The organism is Vampirovibrio sp. (assembly GCF_041737375.1).
Classification (GTDB): Bacteria; Cyanobacteriota; Vampirovibrionia; order Vampirovibrionales; family Vampirovibrionaceae; genus Vampirovibrio.
This window is the reverse complement of the sequence record NZ_JBGSRV010000021.1, coordinates 20,966-38,097: the sequence shown is the minus strand read 5'-3', so window position 1 is coordinate 38,097 and position 17,132 is coordinate 20,966. Positions and strand designations below refer to the sequence as shown.

11 protein-coding genes are annotated in these 17,132 nt (G+C 50.6%); 7 read left to right on the top strand and 4 right to left on the bottom strand.

The features are described 5' to 3' along the window. On the top strand, positions 1-1,500 hold a 1,500-nt coding region (locus ACEW81_RS13745; RefSeq protein ID WP_373533573.1), incomplete at its 5' end, for a type II secretion system protein GspD. A gap of 92 nt (positions 1,501-1,592) precedes the next feature. On the opposite strand, the gene ACEW81_RS13740 is transcribed toward ACEW81_RS13745, so the two are convergent. Then, positions 1,593-3,380: a glycerol-3-phosphate dehydrogenase/oxidase gene (locus tag ACEW81_RS13740; protein WP_373533572.1), complete on the bottom strand. Its 1,788-nt coding sequence runs from the start codon at positions 3,378-3,380 to the stop codon at positions 1,593-1,595. 354 nt (positions 3,381-3,734) lie between these two features. Between ACEW81_RS13740 and ACEW81_RS13735 the strand changes: the two genes are divergently transcribed. From ACEW81_RS13735 to ACEW81_RS13720, 4 genes are all read left to right on the top strand, one after another. Beyond that, positions 3,735-5,147 carry an MmgE/PrpD family protein gene (locus tag ACEW81_RS13735; RefSeq protein ID WP_373533571.1) on the top strand — a complete coding sequence of 471 codons (1,413 nt, stop codon included), beginning with the start codon at positions 3,735-3,737 and terminating at the stop codon, positions 5,145-5,147. Positions 5,148-5,178: 31 nt separating this feature from the next. Beyond that, positions 5,179-6,105, top strand: coding sequence for a methylisocitrate lyase (gene prpB, locus ACEW81_RS13730; protein ID WP_373533570.1), 927 nt, complete (start codon positions 5,179-5,181; stop codon positions 6,103-6,105). A 93-nt stretch (positions 6,106-6,198) separates the two neighbouring features. Beyond that, complete coding sequence (locus ACEW81_RS13725) at positions 6,199-7,326, top strand: citrate/2-methylcitrate synthase (protein ID WP_373533569.1); 1,128 nt, start codon at positions 6,199-6,201, stop codon at positions 7,324-7,326. 281 nt (positions 7,327-7,607) lie between these two features. Then, the gene (locus ACEW81_RS13720) at positions 7,608-8,069 is read left to right on the top strand and encodes a cyclic nucleotide-binding domain-containing protein (protein ID WP_373533568.1); all 462 of its coding nucleotides are present in this window, start codon (positions 7,608-7,610) and stop codon (positions 8,067-8,069) included. A gap of 73 nt (positions 8,070-8,142) precedes the next feature. Here the strand turns inward: ACEW81_RS13720 and ACEW81_RS13715 are convergent, their stop codons facing one another. Further along, positions 8,143-8,868: a peroxiredoxin family protein gene (locus ACEW81_RS13715; RefSeq protein ID WP_373533567.1), complete on the bottom strand. Its 726-nt coding sequence runs from the start codon at positions 8,866-8,868 to the stop codon at positions 8,143-8,145. 249 nt (positions 8,869-9,117) lie between these two features. Here ACEW81_RS13715 and ACEW81_RS13710 point away from each other — a divergent pair, with 249 nt between their 5' ends. Continuing rightward, on the top strand, positions 9,118-12,333 hold the full coding sequence (locus ACEW81_RS13710; RefSeq protein WP_373533566.1) for a HEAT repeat domain-containing protein: 3,216 nt from the start codon (positions 9,118-9,120) through the stop codon (positions 12,331-12,333). Between the two features lie 133 nt (positions 12,334-12,466). Here ACEW81_RS13710 and ACEW81_RS13705 read toward each other — a convergent pair whose 3' ends face one another. Further along, entirely contained in the window at positions 12,467-13,606 is a 1,140-nt protein-coding gene (locus ACEW81_RS13705; RefSeq protein ID WP_373533565.1) for a DegT/DnrJ/EryC1/StrS family aminotransferase, read from the bottom strand. Beyond that, on the bottom strand, positions 13,551-14,264 hold the full coding sequence (locus ACEW81_RS13700) for an acyltransferase (protein ID WP_373533564.1): 714 nt from the start codon (positions 14,262-14,264) through the stop codon (positions 13,551-13,553). The genes ACEW81_RS13705 and ACEW81_RS13700 overlap by 56 nt, the downstream gene beginning before the upstream one ends. A gap of 349 nt (positions 14,265-14,613) precedes the next feature. On the opposite strand from ACEW81_RS13700, the gene ACEW81_RS13695 reads away from it, so the two are divergent. Further along, positions 14,614-16,878: a hypothetical protein gene (locus ACEW81_RS13695; protein WP_373533563.1), complete on the top strand. Its 2,265-nt coding sequence runs from the start codon at positions 14,614-14,616 to the stop codon at positions 16,876-16,878. The last annotated feature ends 254 nt before the right edge of the window (positions 16,879-17,132 follow it).

Genomic DNA, 17,132 nt, shown 5'->3' with positions numbered 1-17,132 from the left:
GCCGGTGGCGGGGCTGGCGGTGGTGCGGCCGGTGGCGCGGTAGGAATGATGCCTAGCCAGGTGCGAGTAGTGGCCGATAACGTACAGGATGGCGCAGGTTCCACCCAAGCATCGCAAAGCGGTGGCGGTGGGGGGGGCGGTCAAAGCGCTAGCCTGAGTAACAGCATGACCTTGCGAACCCATATCAAGGCCGCTCAAATGGTTTCACTCTCATCCACCGGGCCCATTATTTTGCCGGATACCCGACTCAATACCCTAACCCTGATGGGAACCGCCGATCAAATTGCCATGGCGGAAGCCATGATCCCTAGCCTGGACCGTAAAGTACCGCAAGTGGTTCTGGAAACCTCGCTGATTGAGATTAACGAAACCGGTCAAAAAGAACTGGGCTTTAACTTTGGCTATAACAACGGTGGATTTAAACTGGGAGCTAATAACAACAGCAGCGTGGGCATTAATACCAGCACCAATAGCCCCATGGAAAACTTGTTTCAATGGACCACCAGCCCCATTAGCCGCAATCGAAATTTTTATTATCAGCTGAACGCGCTCATCAGCCAGAATAAAGCCAAAATGCTGGCCAACCCAACGGTCATCACCAGCAGCGACAACGAAGCAGTGGTGAGCATTGTGGATGAAATTATCCGATCCGTGACCTTGACCCAAAGCGCGTTAACCGCTCCCACGGCCACCATTAACATTGGGGAAGCGGGTATTGTATTGAACCTACTGCCGAAAATTGGGGCCAATAACACGGTTTCATTGCGGGTTCGCCCCATTGTCAGCACAGTTTCTGATACGAAAAGCGGGCTGGGTGGCATCATTACCCTGCTTTCCAAACGGGAAGTACTCACTCAAAACGTGCAGCTACAGGATGGCGAAACCTTTGTTTTGGGCGGATTGGTCCAAAATACCAACAAGTCAGCCGTGTTTGAAAACCCCGCTTTGGCCAGACTGCCCATTTTGGGCGCACTGGCCAGAAACTCAACGCTCAACAAAACCCGCACTGAACTGGTGTTGCTGATTACCCCCCATATTGTGAAAGAAGATGCCGAAGTTGCCAGAAACATACCGGCTTACGATGGCTCGGGAATGACCCCGGCCACCTTGTCTAAAAACAACACCGATCGCAATATCCTGCCAGTATCCTTTTCCGATCATAACCCACCCAATGCCCTTCCGGCCATGCAAAAACCCCATGCCCTGAGCGGTACCAGCCACAGTTTTGATCCTCTGGAGAACAAGAGCATGGCAAAATCGGCCCCCAGACCATCCGGCGAATTATTGCCGAGTACCGCCATGCCAGCCACAAAAACAATGCCGTCAAATAGCTCAGATAACCTGATTCCAGTTAGCTACAAACCAGCCGCCCCCGCCCCAGAAACCCGGATGACCCAGCCAGCGCCCAGGCGGCGCTCCAGTCACATCACCGTGCAATCACCCGGCGAGCCGGACACTTCAGACGAGTCCATTCGCGCCATTATGGACAAGTTCAAATAACAGTCTTTTCGAGGGTTCAATTCAAACGCAAGGGGCCGTTATGCTGAAGCATGATGGCCCCTTTGCCTGAAAAGCAAACCATAACCCTATTATCAAACGGGTGCGGGAATTTCCCGGAAGTTTAAATGGCGAGCCTGTATGAAGTGGCGATAGATTGCCATTTCCTGCTGAATCTTCGACTCGTCCCATCCCAACTCAGCGCCCATGCAACGGGCCACCGGTTCCAGGGCGTTAAAGCCAGCATCCGCATCCAGCCCGCATCCAATACGACGCAACATCACATCGGATACGGTTAAGGCCATTTGGGCCCGAACCGCATAAATGACCTGAGCCAGAATATCATGTTGTCGTTCGGCCACCGGTTGCCGCCAGTTGAGATTTTCTTCGGTTAAGGCCAAAACCTGCTCAAAACGACTGCCGTATAAATCAATGCAATGAGAAACCACCGTGGCATCAACCTGGAATCTTTGGACGGCCTGAGGCATCTGTAATTGTTTATAGGCTTCAATACTGGAAATGCCTTTCCCACCCGGCAACGGCAAATTACGACTGCCACTGGCGGGAACGTGCCTGCTATTCCTCAGGGCCAACTGATAGGCTTTCACCACCTCATCGACCGTGACTTTTGAAAGGTTGCGGTAAGTGGTTAGCTTGCCCCCAATCACGGACACTAGCCCCGGTAAGGGGTACCGTTTGTCCTCGGCATGATGCTCAATCCAGTGCTTGCGAGAGATTTTACCGGTGCGCTGGTGCTTGCCTGCCGGTAAAGGCCGAACGCCCGCATAGGTGTACAAAACATCCGCCGGGGTCAGGTTGGCCTGAGGTAATACCTGATTGGTTTCTGAAAGCAGATAGGCCACTTCATCGGGGTTGGCTGAAACCTGATCCAGATCCCCCGCAAAGGGAATATCGGTGGTGCCAATTAAATAAAAATCCTCTCGCCACGGAATAATAAAAAAAGGCCGCCCATCGGATTTGGCCTCCACGTACAGCGCTGTTTCCGGGGCTTGATTAAAGCGGCGCACCACAATATGACTGCCCTTGGTGCCGCCCAGCCGCAACACCGGGGCAGCCCCTCCCACCGGTGTTTCAGACACCAGTCCAATCACCTGATCCAGCCAGGGACCAGCGGCATTAATCACACATTTGGCCGATGCCACATACGTTTGCCCGGACAACGTATCCTGAAAATACACCCCACCCATCCGGTTTTTCTGGGTGAAAATCCCGGTGACTACGGCATGATTCAACACGGAGGCGTTTCCGGTTTCTTTGGCGGCCATGGCGTTTTCCACGCAAATCAGCTCGGGGAAATCAACCTGAGCGTCATAGTAAACCGCCCCCCCTCGCAGCCCGTGGGGATTCACTTGCGGATAGCGGCCCAAAAAGCTTTGGGGGCCATAAACCCGATGCCAGGGCAGGGTTTTCAGGCAAGACAACACATCGTACAACAGTAACCCCAATCCAATCATAAAAATCGGCATGCGATTGCCCCGATGCACGGGTAAGCCCATGGCCATGGGGCGCACCAGATGAGGCGCGTTTTTCAGCAGCAACGCCCGCTCGGCCAGAGATTCATACACCAAATCCAGCTCCAGATTGGCCAAGTAGCGCAAGCCGCCATGAATCAAACGGCTGGAATAAGCAGAAGTGCCGGAGCCGAAATCATTTTTTTCCAGCAACAGAACTTGCAGCCCTCTTAAGGCGGCCTCTCTGGCAATGCCGGTGCCGTTAATGCCGCCCCCAATAACAATCAGGTCGTAAGCGGGCAACCCGTGCAAGTGAAAGCCTGCTGTGGGAGACTGAATGCCTTGTCCTCGTATGGTGCCATCTTTGGGCGAGCGATTGGGCAAACGTGCGGTAGGGTTTGCGGATTCCAAAACACCATCTCCTCATCAATCCCGTGAATTTGCCCCTGAATTTGGCCCTGAATTTGCCGGGGCCACCCAAACAAACGAAACCTGTGAATACCAAATGTCGTAGACGTTGATCTTACCTGTTTCCACTCCAGATGCCAACAACCCGAGCCGCACAACGCACACAGGCATTACAATCGGTTACCTGATTTGGTTTTGAAAAAAATCGGAGTACAATAACAAAAGGGGAGCTGGTCAAACGCCATTTTCGATTAGACACTTTGGGCTGGCCAGACTGCCGGATTTTTATGAGCGGCGGATTTTGAGAAATCGCCATCAGTTTTAGAATTTTATCGTTTTTTTGAGAGAGAGCGCCCTGTGAGCAGCACACCATTAAAGCAACCATTATTAGCCCATCGCTTGGCGGATTATGCCAGTAACCTGAGTTTTGAGAAATTGCCGGATGAGGCGGTACTAGAGGCCAAGCGTCGAGTGATTGATGCCCTGGGTTGCGCCCTGGGGGCCTATGACTCGGAACCGGCCCAGATTGCCCGCAAAGTGGCTGAGCTATCCAGCAATCCACACGGGGCTACCGTGCTGACCACCCACCACAAAACCTCACCAGATCAGGCCGCCTTTGCCAATGGGGTCATGATGCGCTATCTGGATTTTAATGACACTTACCTTTCCAAAGAGCCCGCCCACCCCAGTGACAACATTGCCGCCGTTCTGGCCGTGGCGGAAGCCGAGAAAAAAAGCGGGAAAGATATTATTACAGCCATCGTGCTGGCCTATGAAATCCAATGTCGCCTATGCGATGCTGCCAGCATTCGGGCCAAGGGTTGGGATCATGTTACCTATGGCTCGTTTTCCGCTGGATTAGCCGCCGGAAAACTTTACGGGCTGAGCAAAGAGCAACTGGTGCATGTGCAAGGACTGGCCGCCACCCCCAACAACGCCATGCGGCAAACCCGAGTGGGCGAACTGTCCCACTGGAAAGGCTGCGCCTTTGCCAATGCTTCCCGCAACGCCGTATTTGCCGCCACCCTGGCCAAATATGGCATGACCGGCCCTTCCGAAATTTTTGAAGGAGAAATGGGCTTCTGGGCGCAGGTATCAGGCCCCTTTGAACTGGCGGATATGGGCGGTGAAAATGGCAATCTCCATTTTATGATCAACCAGACCTATGTCAAGCACTTCCCCGCTGAATACCACTCTCAAAGCGCCATTGAGGCCGCTTTAGAGCTTCGGGAACAGATTGGGGCTGACAATATTGATCAAAAAATCGAGTCCATAACCATTGAGAGCTTTGATGCGGCGGTGGATATTATTGCCGGATTTGTAGAGCATTGGGCACCTAAAAGCCGGGAAACCGCAGATCACAGCATGCCTTACTGTGTTTCCGCTGCCTTGATCGATGGTGATATCACCCTGGATACCTTCTCCGATGCCCGCATTCAGGAGCCCAAACTGCGGGCGCTGATTCAAAAGGTAAAAGTAAATCGCAACGCTGAAATGAGCGCCGGTTACCCCGAAGGCATTCCCAACCTGCTGGTGATTAAAACCACCGATGGGCAGGAGTACAGCAAAAAGGTATCTTACCCGCTGGGCCACAACCGCAACCCCATGAATGATGTGGACATTGAGAAAAAATTCAAGCCGTTGGCCATGCGCTGGATGAGCGAGCATCATGTGGAACGGATTTTGAAAGCGCTATGGGACTTGGAAAACTGCAACGATATTTCAGAGATTATGGCCCTGTTTGCCGATGGCATGGCCGCCGGAAAATAAGTTCTAATTCTTGTTAAAAAAGGAAACCACCATGAGCGAAGCCCTGCTGAATCCACAACCCAACAAGCCCGCCAGCTTGCGAGCGTTGATGAAGCAGGGCACCATTGCCATGCCGGGGGCATTCAACGCCATTTCCGCTAAAATTATTGAAGATGTTGGATTTTCGGCTATGTATGTATCCGGAGCCAGCATTGCCAATGGGGTGGGCGGCTACCCGGACATCGGGTTTATGACCGCTACCGAAATGGCCACCCAGGCAGGCTATATCGCTCGATCGGCCAACATTCCAGCCATTGCGGACGCCGATAACGGGTATGGGGAAGCCATTAACGTATTTCGCACCGTGCAGGATTACGAGCGGCAAGGGCTGAGTGGTCTGCATATTGAAGATCAGGTCATGCCCAAACGTTGCGGGCATCTGGACGGCAAACAGGTCATTTCCATTGAACACATGCGGGAAAAAATTGCCGCCGCCTGCCAAGCCCGTATCAACCCGGACTTTCTGCTGATTGCCCGAGTGGATTCCAAAGCGGTGCATGGGTTTGATGACGCCGTGAAGCGGGCCAACGCCTATCTGGAGGCTGGGGCGGACATGATTTTTCCCGAGGCGCTGAATACCCCGGAAGAATTCGCCGAATTTGCCAAACAGGTAAAAGCCCCCCTGCTGGCCAATATGACTGAGTTTGGAAAGACCCCCTACCTCAGCCTTTCTCAATTTGAGGCCATTGGCTATACAATTGTCATCTTTCCAATGACGGCCTTTCGCATTATGATGAAGGCGGTAGAGGATGGCATGCGCCTGCTACGGGAGGAAGGTACCCAATCCGGCCTGCTGTCGCAGATGACATCCCGGCAGGATTTATACCGGCTGATTCACTACCAGGACTACGAGAAGCTTGATCAGACGCTGGCCACCCAATTTTCAACGGGAACCATCAACAAGCCTTCCAATCATTGAGAATTCAGCCGTGTGGGTGACCTCATCATTAGAGTAATTGTAGTAAGATCCACACAAGCATTTTAAAAGTCATCTGGTTATAAGGGGACAAGCATGAAAACGGCAGAGTACAGTCCAGGGCTTGAAGGCATTATTGCCGGAACCACCACCATTTCTCACGTCAATCCGGACTTGTGCAGTTTAATGTATCGTGGCTACGATATTCGCGAATTGGTCAAGCATTCCAGCTTTGAGGAAGTGGCTTATTTGTTGCTGAAAGGCAAACTACCTACTCAGGGCGAATATGACGAATTTTGCGCCCTCCTGAAGCAGGAAAGAGATTTACCCGACGTATTGGTGGACGCCTTTAAAACCTTCCCCAAAAACAGTGTACCCATGGATATGTTGCGAACTGGCACCGCTTTGCTGGCCTTGCACGATCCCGACAAAGATGACAACAGCCATGACGCCAATGTGCGTAAGGCCATTCGTTCCATCGCCAAATTCCCGGCGCTGATTGCTTACAGCTATCGCATCAACCGGGGCCAAGAGATCGTAAAACCGGACAATGGCCTGGGCCACGGGGAAAATTTCCTGTATATGTTGCAAGGCAAAAAGCCGGATGCCTATATGGCGCATGTCTTTGATTGCTCCCTGATTTGTTATGCCGATCACGGCTTTAACGCCTCTACTTTTTCCAGCCGGGTCACGGTTTCCACCTTGTCAGATATTTATTCGGGTCTGGTGGCGGCCATTGGGACTTTAAAGGGTCCCCTTCACGGCGGGGCTAATGAAGAGGCCATGAAAATGCTGCAAGAAGTCGGCACCCCTGAAAACGCCGAAGCCTGGGTGATTGACGCCCTGGCCACCAAGAAAAAAATTATGGGTTTTGGTCACCGGGAATACAAAAACGGTGATCCCCGAGCTTTTATTCTGACCGAAATGGGCGCGGAAATGAGCGAGAAACTGGGCGATACCCAATGGTACAAAACGGCCTCTATTGTAGAATCTGTGATGCATCGTGAAAAAAATATTGTGCCTAACGTGGATTTCCCCACCTCTTATATTTATTACCTGATGGGTTTACCCATTGAAATTTACACCCCTATTTTCGCCCTGGCCAGAGTCTCTGGCTGGACCGCCCATATGATTGAGCAACTGGACAACAACCGTTTGATTCGCCCCAAGGCCCTGTATGAAGGCCCGGATCACCTGGATTTTGTTGTGAGAGCCCAGCGCTAAAGCCAATCCTCATTATCAATCTCAACCTGCCAAGAAGTCTCACACCCTTTGTGAGACTTCTTTTTTGGGCATAAAAACAGCGCTGCGGAATTTCGGGCCATTCAAATGGTTGGCAACTCGGTAACATTATTAAATACGGCAAACACGCTAATAATAGATAAGGCTATAATGTAAAAAAAGATAAAATTGTCCTCAACCCTTTTATAGGGTTATTTCCTGTGTCTACCCACACCCAAGAGCCTGTTTAAAAAGCAACAGCGCAGCGCTAAAGGAAAACCAGAATGGCATCACGACCCATACAACAATTTGTTAAAGGCCAAACCATTATTAAGGAAGGCAGTGAGGGGGATCGCAGCTTTAAAATTTTAAGGGGTGAGGTGCTGATTTGTAAAAATAACGAAAGTGGCCAACTGGTGCCCATTGCCAAACTGGGCAATGGCGAAATTTTTGGGGAAATGTATCTGTTTGACGCCCAAAAAACACGGTCTGCCACCGTGATTGCGGTCAGTAGCGAAGTGATGGTGGAAGTGTACTCTCAAACCGAACTACTCACCATGTTTGAAACCCTCAGCGTGGCGACCCAATCTATTTTTGAAGGCTTGAACCTGCGATTGAAAAAAACATCCCGCCACTACGTGGAAATGATTGAGCAGGCCAAAACAATCACCAGTATGCCCTCGGAACCCATTCAGGAAAATACAGTGATTACCCCCCATAACAAACTTAAATTGAGAAAGCCCTGAATTTAAAAACCGTTCTGGCGCTAAGCTCGCCAGAACGGTTTTCAAAAATGTGCCCAAAGGGGGTGGGCTGTTGTTATTCGTAATTTAAATGAGGCGCTGGCTTACCGGTAATTCTGGCCAGTATCGGTAAAATATCCTGACTGTGCAAACGCTGGCCATCCCGGTTGGCAAAACTCAGCCGCACCATTCCTTTTTTATCCACTACAAACAGGGAAGGCCAGGCGATATTTTTTTTGCTGATATTGGCCACGCCAAAGGATTTAATCAGCTTTTTCTCAAAATCAGGAACAACCTTAAAGCTCAGCCCAAGCTCGCCCACGCTATTCAAGGAATGAGCGGTATCATCGGCGCTGACTGCGATAATTTCGGCATCCTGAGCGTTAAAATGGGTACGATTTTCCTGAAGGTTGGCCAATTGCTGGGCGCAAACACTGCAAAAACTACCTTGATAAAAAACCAGCACCAGATTTTTCTTGTTTTTAAAATCAGCCAGCCGAATCATTTTTCCATCGGCGGTTTTTGCGGTAAAGTCAGGCGCTTTTTTGCCCACCGGCACCGGATCCAGAAACTCAAAGGCATCCGTTTGAGTGAGTACTGGTGATAGAGATTCCAGCGGTTTTTCCGCCAAGGCAGGACCCGATGTGGCAGGCTCGTTTAAAAGCGTTGGGTTGTTTACAGCAAGGGAAGGAGACGGTGTGATGGACAAGGCGTAAACGAGTCCGGCTGCAAGCACCAGTACGGCGGTCACAATCCAGAGACTGGCCTGAATTTTCATGATAGAACCTCTGCTATTTAACATGGATAACGTCTTTCCAATCAAGGGGGGAATCATAGAGGGTTGTAGGGTGGCCTAGTGAAACCATGCGCTTTGGGTCAGCCCGATCCTTTGCTACACCCAAACCACCCATTCAAAAACAGGGTTTCTCATCGGGCTTTCAGAGGATCTTCATCTCAGCTTCCACCCGGACAGCCACTTTTGAATACCATTTTATTATATAATACAGATCTCCAATCGTTTTATCCGCGACGAGCTGAGTGGGAGCTATCTTTGACTACCGTAAATTCTCTCTATGACGCCCCGACCCGGGAAATCTACCTTCTTGAAAATGTAGCCATCCAGGGACGAAAAACTGAACTACGCCAACTTCTCAAGTTGCTAAACCTGGCTAAAACCGGGCAACCTAAGGCCGCCCTCATCACAGGTGACGCTGGCATTGGAAAAACCGCGCTGCTGGAAACCTTTATGGGGCTGGTTCAGGAAGGCGTTTATTGCCGGGTGCTAAATCTGGGCAAAATGACCTACGCCTCCCCGGAAGAAGTGTATGTCACCCTGATCGAAAAGCTGCAGGATGAAGCCAACAGCATTTTGGACGATGCCCTGGTGGCCGTGAATGAAATTACTCAGGAGCTGGATTTGCGCTGGGAACGGCAGGACTTGGTACGAGCCATTGCCCTGGTAAAATTACAGGAATCTATCGGGGGAAAAGGGGCCGTTAGTCAGGAGCAACTGGTAAAAGCCATCCGAAGTCAGGTGCCTGCGGTCAAAAAACTGAAACTCTCGGTCAATGAAAGCATCCAGAAACTGGTTGATTTGATTGTCAATCCATGGGTGATGGTGGCCACCTCCCTGCTCAATCCCATGAGCCCCCCTTTACAGGAAGCGCTGCGACTGGCAGAAGTTTTGCGAGAGCAACAATGCGCCCTGGCCCCGGAGCAGACCTATTCAAGCCTTCTGGAAGAGAACCCGGCCGCACAGCCGCACCGCTATGATCATCCGGCTGGCAACAAGGAACCTTTTGCGCCGCTGGATGAAAACGGCTTGAGCGAAGGTGTGATTTCCACCCCAAGGCCCGTAAAATCGGCCAATGCCACCATTGAACATGAACTGAACGTGATTGTGGATGAAACCGTGCGTCCCCTGGATGCGGCGGATTTTATGCCCCCAGCCGTGGTACAGCAGAAGCATTACTCGGGCAGCACCGGCAATTACAGCCATACTCGCATTGAAACGCCAGCCAAGCCCATTAAAGATCCGTTGATCAAACACTTGATGAGCCTGTTTAACTTCATTAACGCCACCCTGGAAAATATTGACAGCGGTTTGTTGCTGGTGGTGGATGAATGGGATCGTATTCAGGACAAACCCCGCCAAACTGAGTTAAAAGAGTTTTTTACCGAGCTGATTTTTCATATCACCGAGCAAAAAAACTATCATTTTATGGTGGTTATGGCCGCCCGCACCGAAGGGGAAAGCTACACCTTGGGCGGCGCACTTTATAACCACTTTAGAACCAAACTGTTACTGGATGCCTTGAACGAAAGCGCTTGCCGCAAACTCATTCGGACTCCCCTGAAAGAAATGGGCGTGGATTTGGATGAAGAGGTTAACCAGCAAATTATGCGGCTCAGCCGTGGCAACCCATTCTGGCATCTCAAAATTTTAAGCTATCTGAAAGAACGGGTAGAAGGCAACCGCATCAAGCATGTGGATTTGGACTTCTTTGAAAAGCTGGGCCTTGATACCATTAGCAGCCTGTTTGAATTGAGTTTTACCCGCCTCAAACTCACCTTCTTAAACGATGAAGAGTCTCTTTATAAAGTAATCGCCTCGCTGATCAAGCAGTTTGGGGAAGAAAGCTTTTCCGCCAATCAGGCCATTAAAGAAATCAGCGCCTCGCAGGGTTTTACGGATGGGTATGTGTTTGAGGTGTTGCGCGCCCTGTTCCGTCACGATGTGATTCGTCAGGTGTCCAAAAAGCCAGACCAGCAACAAAGCTCAGGCAGTGGAAAAGATCCCCATTACGCCATCCAGAGTCGTTTTATTTTGAACTTTTTGATGGAACAAACTCAGGCCATTGAAACCGATATTTCCACCGATGAGAAGCTGATGTACCTGAAAAAAGTGATTCCGCTTTCAGTCAAATCGGGGGATCTCGATCGGGAAAAAACCATGGAGGTCATTGCGCTGGGCAATGCCATGGGCAACCCTGAAATTGTGGCTTTTCTGGAAGATGTTTTTCTGGAATTTATGCACGACGACAAAGCGGTGGTGCGAGTAACCGCCCTGAATAATATGGCCTTGATTGACTCTCAAAAAGCCCGTGAAAGCCTGTTTGCCGCCATGCGTGATGACAACAGTATGGTGCGGGAATACGCCGCCCACAACCTGGCTTTAATTTCTCAAAAACACCCGGATGCCCATCTGGCCAGCCAAATTGTAGAGGTTATGATTCAGGCCATTGATGATGAATGCGAAGCGGTACGCTCGCAGGTTTACAGTACGCTTTCCCGTTATCGGTGGCATATGGATTTGGTGAGCGTGTTTGTAAAAGGCATGTCTGACGCTTGTGATGACGTTCGATTGACGGCCATTAAAAATCTTGCGGACATGGAAACCGATTCCCCTTATGTGTTCAGCAGCTTAATGGACGCTTTGAACGATGTGGTTCCCGAAATTCGGCGTTACGCCTGCATTGGGTTGCAGCGCTATCCGGGGCCGGAAGCCATTGATATCATGGTCAAAATTTTACAGGGCGATAAAGACAGCGCTTTGCGAGCCTTGGCCGCTGACTCCCTCAGTCATATGGAAGATGCCAAGGCCTTTGCGGCGTTGGTGCATGCCCTCAGGCGTGAGCCGTCTGAAGATGTCAAACTGGCCGTGGTGCGAGCCTTGGGCAAACGGCGGGGCTGGCAAACGGAAGCCATATTGCTGGAATCCCTGCAAAATGCCGATTGGGAAAATATGCCGGTTTTTGTGTGGGCCTGTGTACGCAGCATTGGGCAGGTGGGTGGTTCGGAACGGGCCCGAGATCTGTTGCTGGAACTGCGTCAAAAAATCGTCAACCCCATTATTCTCAGTGCCATTGAGCATGCCATTCGCCGTTTGAATGAACGGGTGCAGGAGCTTCGCCAGATGGAGCGCCAGCTGGAAGAGGCCACTCCGCTGACCGTGGCTATCCCTAGTGAGTATGATGAAGAGGTGGTGCTTCCAGAAGAGGAATTACCCCACGAAGTCAGTCACGAGCGAGAGCCCATGGCCGCCACCGCCGAAGAAGCGGAACGGGATGACGTGGAAGAATCATTGATTTTAGCCACCAAAGACGGGCAAGAGCTGGATTTGCGGTTCATCGCCAACGGCAATCACAGCCCGTCATCCTCATCAGGTTCCACCGCCGGTCATTCCAGAGAAGCCACAGGCGGGGAACGACTGAGCAATCAGTCCGCTCGGGCCGCAGCCTTGTTAAAACTACCTTTTGAACGATAAGCAAAGCCTTCCACTCAGGCCAGGCACTATTGCTTCATTTCAATGTTTTGTTTCAATCCAGTAAAAAAGACAGCTATAAACGCTGTCTTTTTTAATAGTTCAATCCGGTTTAATACCGAAAACCGGGTTATCTTCAAGCGTGAATGGGAGTGCCTTTGAGGGCTTGGGCCAAGGTATTGACCACTTGCTCCTGCTCATCCAGTCGAAGTTCCGGGAACATGGGCAACGACAACACCCGATCGCTCACCGCTTCACAAACGGGATAATCCACTTTGTTGAGGTTTAAATCGGCGTGGGTTTGTTGGGCGTACAAAGGCACCGGGTAGTAAATCATGCTTTGCACCTGGGCTTCCTGCAATTGTTGTTGCAGGGTAGCCCGTAGCTGAGCGGGATTGGGGCCTTTTAACTGAATGGTGTACTGATGGAACACATGCTGACTGTCCGGGCTACGGTACGGGGTTTGCAACACATCCGCCAACGGTTTTAACAGGGCATCGTAATGATTGGCCACCGCTTGGCGAGCGTGGTTCCATTCATCGATATGGGGAAGCTTAATCCGCAAAATGGCGGCCTGAATTTCATCCAGACGACTGTTTAAACCCGGCTCCTCGTGATAGTAGCGTTTCCGGCTGCCATGCACCCGCAGCATCCGCAAGCGTTCAGCCAAATCATCCTGATTGGTGGTGCACATGCCGCCATCGCCAAAGGCTCCCAGGTTTTTGGAGGGGAAAAAGCTGAAGCAACCAATGTCACCCAGGCCCCCTACCTTTTGGGCCTTGTATTCAGACCCAATGGCTTGAGCGCAATCCTCAATCACAGACAAGTGATGGCTCTCGGCCAGACGATTAACGGCATCCATATTGACCGCCTGACCAAAAATATGCACCGGCAAAATGGCTTTGGTATGTGGGGTAATGGCCGCTTCCAGTTTTTGAACATCAAAGTTCATGGTATCTGGCTCAATATCCACAAACACCGGCTTGGCCCCAGCTCTGGCAATGGATTCTGAAGTGGCCATATAACTGAAGGGGGAGGTGATTACTTCGTGGCCAGCCCCGATTTTAAGGGCTTTTAATGCCAAATAAAGGGCATCGGTGCCATTGGCGCAACCAATGACGTGCTTTACGTTTAAATAGCTGGCCATTTCCCGTTCAAATTCGCTCACCTCAGGACCCAAAATATAATGGCCGGAGGCGGCAACCCGAATCAGGGCCTGATCAATCTTGTCCTTGAGCTGTTCGTACTGTCGGGTCAAATTCAGAATGGGAATCAAGACTGGGGTCCCTCTGGGTCAACTGCAAAACTTTCCATTGGGACTGCCGTTGGTATTGTCGGTTGCAATAAGCGCAAATCACTTCCTGGGTTTCGTTTCCGCTGGGGGAAAGCCGCAGGGATTGTCCGCATTCGCAGCGCCAACCGGCAAGTCTGAGTGGATTGCCATACACTACCGCAAAATCGGGAATATTTCTATCCACAATTGTTCCAGCCTCAATAAAGGCGTAACGCCCAATGGTGGAACCGGATGCCACCGTACTGTTAGGCCCAAGTTGCGCCCCCCACCGAACCAGGGTAGGGCTAATGCGAGATACGCTATTGGGCTGAGCACGGATATAACGATTTTCGGCAAAAACCACGCAAGGGCCGCAGTAAACCTCATTTTCCAGAATCACCCCGCTGTTGAGCTGGGCGTTGTGCATGACTCGCACCTTATCGCCCACCAAAACCCCGGAAGCAATGCTAACGTTGCGCCCAATCAGGCAATGATCGCCAATAATGGCATGCGCCATTACATGGGTGAAATGCAGAATGGCGGTATGCTCGCCAATGCGGCAGGGAGTGTCAATATAGGAAGACTCGTGTATGTAGGCGGTTTCAGCCCGATGATCTTCAAAGTAGGGATCCGGGGCGGATGAATGAACACCTGAACGCATAAGAAACCTCACGATAGCCCGCTTCTCTCTTTACTTTAACATAGGTTCAGCCCTGACTTCCATTTTAATAGTAATGCTTCATACAGATGATTTATCTAGTATCAACACTGATCCCGCACAGAACCGGCCCTGGGGTCAGAATCTATCTTAAACGCACAATAAAGATATAAAAAATATGAACAAAATATTACAAAAAGGCAATACGGTCCTTTTGATTGTTTTTATTTCTACATAACAACCACTCGAAGTACATCAGGACCCCATAGGCATCCTGATTAATATGTGGACATAGCGAGCCTTCTGACATCGTCTCTTGGCGAGGCTGAACGGCAAAACAAAGGAGAGTATCATGTCTATTAATGGTAATGGGTTTAATTCACAACTGCCGTTAAGCCTTTTTGGGCAAGCGACTCAAGCGAAAGCAGCCAGTGCGGCGCAACCAGCTACCAGCGTCAACCCACTGGCCAATACTTTGGGCCAAAAAATGGCAGCCCCCTCTACCTTAGGGTCAAGCATGGCTAGCGCCCCCAATTCAATGGAAGCATTGAATCAGTTTTTCAGCATGCTGGTAATGCTTTTGTCTCAACTGCTTAACGTAGGATCGCCTGCGGCTCAACCAGCGGCAAACGCTACTGGGAACGCGGCCTCTGCGGCGAATAACGCTGCTAGCGCTCAGCCACAACAGGCTATGTTTGACAGCGAGCCAGTAGCCAATACAGCTGCCGTTGACAACAAAACCAACGATAACGCCTCATCCAGCTACGATATGGGTGAACTAGCCCCATTGCTTGAAGAACTGATAGCCAAACTGGATAGCAAAGGAACCGAAACCCCTCAAGCCAATGCAGACTATCAGGCCAAACCTGAGCCGAACCCCAAAAATGAGGCGGCAACGCCTAAAACGTCTGGAGCCACCCAACAGGACGAGCAGACCATAACCACAACGTATGCACCTATCAAAAAGGATGAACAGGCCGCACCCAAACCCCATGTACCCGTTATAAAACATGAACAGGCCGCACCCAAACCCCATGTACCCGTTACAAAACATGAACCGGCCGCACCCAAACCTCATGTACCCGTTACAAAACATGTGCCAGCCAAACCCAAACCACAGGCACCAGTTACAAAACATGAGCCAGCCAAACCCAAACCACAGGTACCAGTTACAAAACATGAGCCAGCCAAACCCGCACCTAAACCGGCAAGCCCTGTGGGAAATGGCAACACAAGCGTGGCAAAAGATGGCAGTACTGCCGTAACCACCACTAACGTTGCGGGCAATGATGTTAACAACACCACCACCGTTTACAACATCACCATCAAGGTGAAAGGCAACAAAAACAAAAAAGGTAAAATGGGTGCCGATATTGCCCAAAACTACACCAACGCCCCCAAAGCCGATGGCGCTGTTCCCAAAACATTCAGCCACACCCCCAAAAGCAACGCCGAGGTTCCCAACCAATACAGCAATACCCCCAAAGGTAGCGGTGATATTGCCAGCAACAACAATAACGTTGTAAAAGGCCAGGGCGACATTGCCAGCAACAGCACGAACGTTATCGAAGGCAAAGGCGATATTGCCAGCAACAACATGAACGTTATCGAAGGCAAAGGCGACATTGCCAGCACCAGCGCTAACGTTGTGAAAGGCCAAGGTGATATTGCCAGCAATAACAATAACGTTGTGAAGGGCCAGGGCGATATTGCCAGCACCAGCACGAACGTTGTAGAAGGCAACGGCAACATTAGCAGCAACAACAGCAATGTGATCAGTGGCACAGTCGTTACTGCCGACAAGTACAGCACCACCCCCAAAGCGGCCGGCGATATTGCCAGCAACAGCACTAACGTTGTGAAAGGCCAAGGCGACATTGCCAGCAACAACAACAACGTTATTGAAGGCAAAGGCAGCATTGCCAGCAACAGCACGAACGTCATCGGCGGTGCAAAGCCCAGTAAACCAGTAACCCCGCCACCCGCTTACGAAGATGGCAAGGATGGTAAATTCTACGGGGATCCACACTTTGTGGGCTTCGGTGGCGAAAAGTACGATGTGATGGGTCAACCTGGCAAAACCTACAACGTTATTTCAGACAAAGCGTTCCAGTACAACGCCGAATTCGCAGCCTGGGGCAGGCCCACCAAGGATGGTGTTCAGTCCACCGTCATTGGTAAAGCCGGACTGCAAGTTGGCAAAAGCAGAGTTCAAATCGATCGTAACAATCCAATCCCCACCGTGAATGGCAAGCCAATGGTTAAGGGTCAAAAATACACCCTGGATAACAATGGCTCCGCCATTTGGGACGGAAAAAAACTATCCGTAAAAAGCCTGGAGTACACAGCCGACCTGGAAGTGAAACAGCACAAAACCGGCCCTTACATTGACAGCAACGTTAAGCTCAGCGAAGGTGTCAACCCACTGGCAGATGGCGTCACGCCTCACGGCTTGCTTGGCCAGACCGCCGATGGCATCAAAGGTGAACGCAAGGGCATTAATAACATCAAGGATCCCAAGCAAGGCGGCACCGTAATTGATGGAACGGTTAAAGATTACGAAGTGAAAACCCTGTTTGATACCAGTTTCACCAAAAACAACCGCTTCAATAAATAACAACCATAGACATCCACCTGAAACCCTTCGGGTGGATGTCTATTTCCTCCCCACTATTATTTCCCCTTTATTTAAAGCCTAAAACGCACTGAAATCAGGCATTACGCATTCAATAAAATTTTATATTAATTAGACAATTTATTCAGTTTAAATGTTTTAGTTTATATGTATACAGATAATAAATATTAAATCGTTCCTATACCCTTCCCCAAACCCTTCCCTAACAAACGAACCACAAACCCTCACACAACACA

Coding starts and splice junctions, on each gene's coding strand:
- prpB (WP_373533570.1), top strand. CDS start 5,179: ATGAGCGAAGCCCTGCTGAATCCACAACCCAACAAGCCCGCCAGCTTG.
- ACEW81_RS13725 (WP_373533569.1), top strand. CDS start 6,199: ATGAAAACGGCAGAGTACAGTCCAGGGCTTGAAGGCATTATTGCCGGA.
- ACEW81_RS13720 (WP_373533568.1), top strand. CDS start 7,608: ATGGCATCACGACCCATACAACAATTTGTTAAAGGCCAAACCATTATT.
- ACEW81_RS13715 (WP_373533567.1), bottom strand. CDS start 8,868: ATGTTAAATAGCAGAGGTTCTATCATGAAAATTCAGGCCAGTCTCTGG.
- ACEW81_RS13700 (WP_373533564.1), bottom strand. CDS start 14,264: ATGCGTTCAGGTGTTCATTCATCCGCCCCGGATCCCTACTTTGAAGAT.
- ACEW81_RS13695 (WP_373533563.1), top strand. CDS start 14,614: ATGTCTATTAATGGTAATGGGTTTAATTCACAACTGCCGTTAAGCCTT.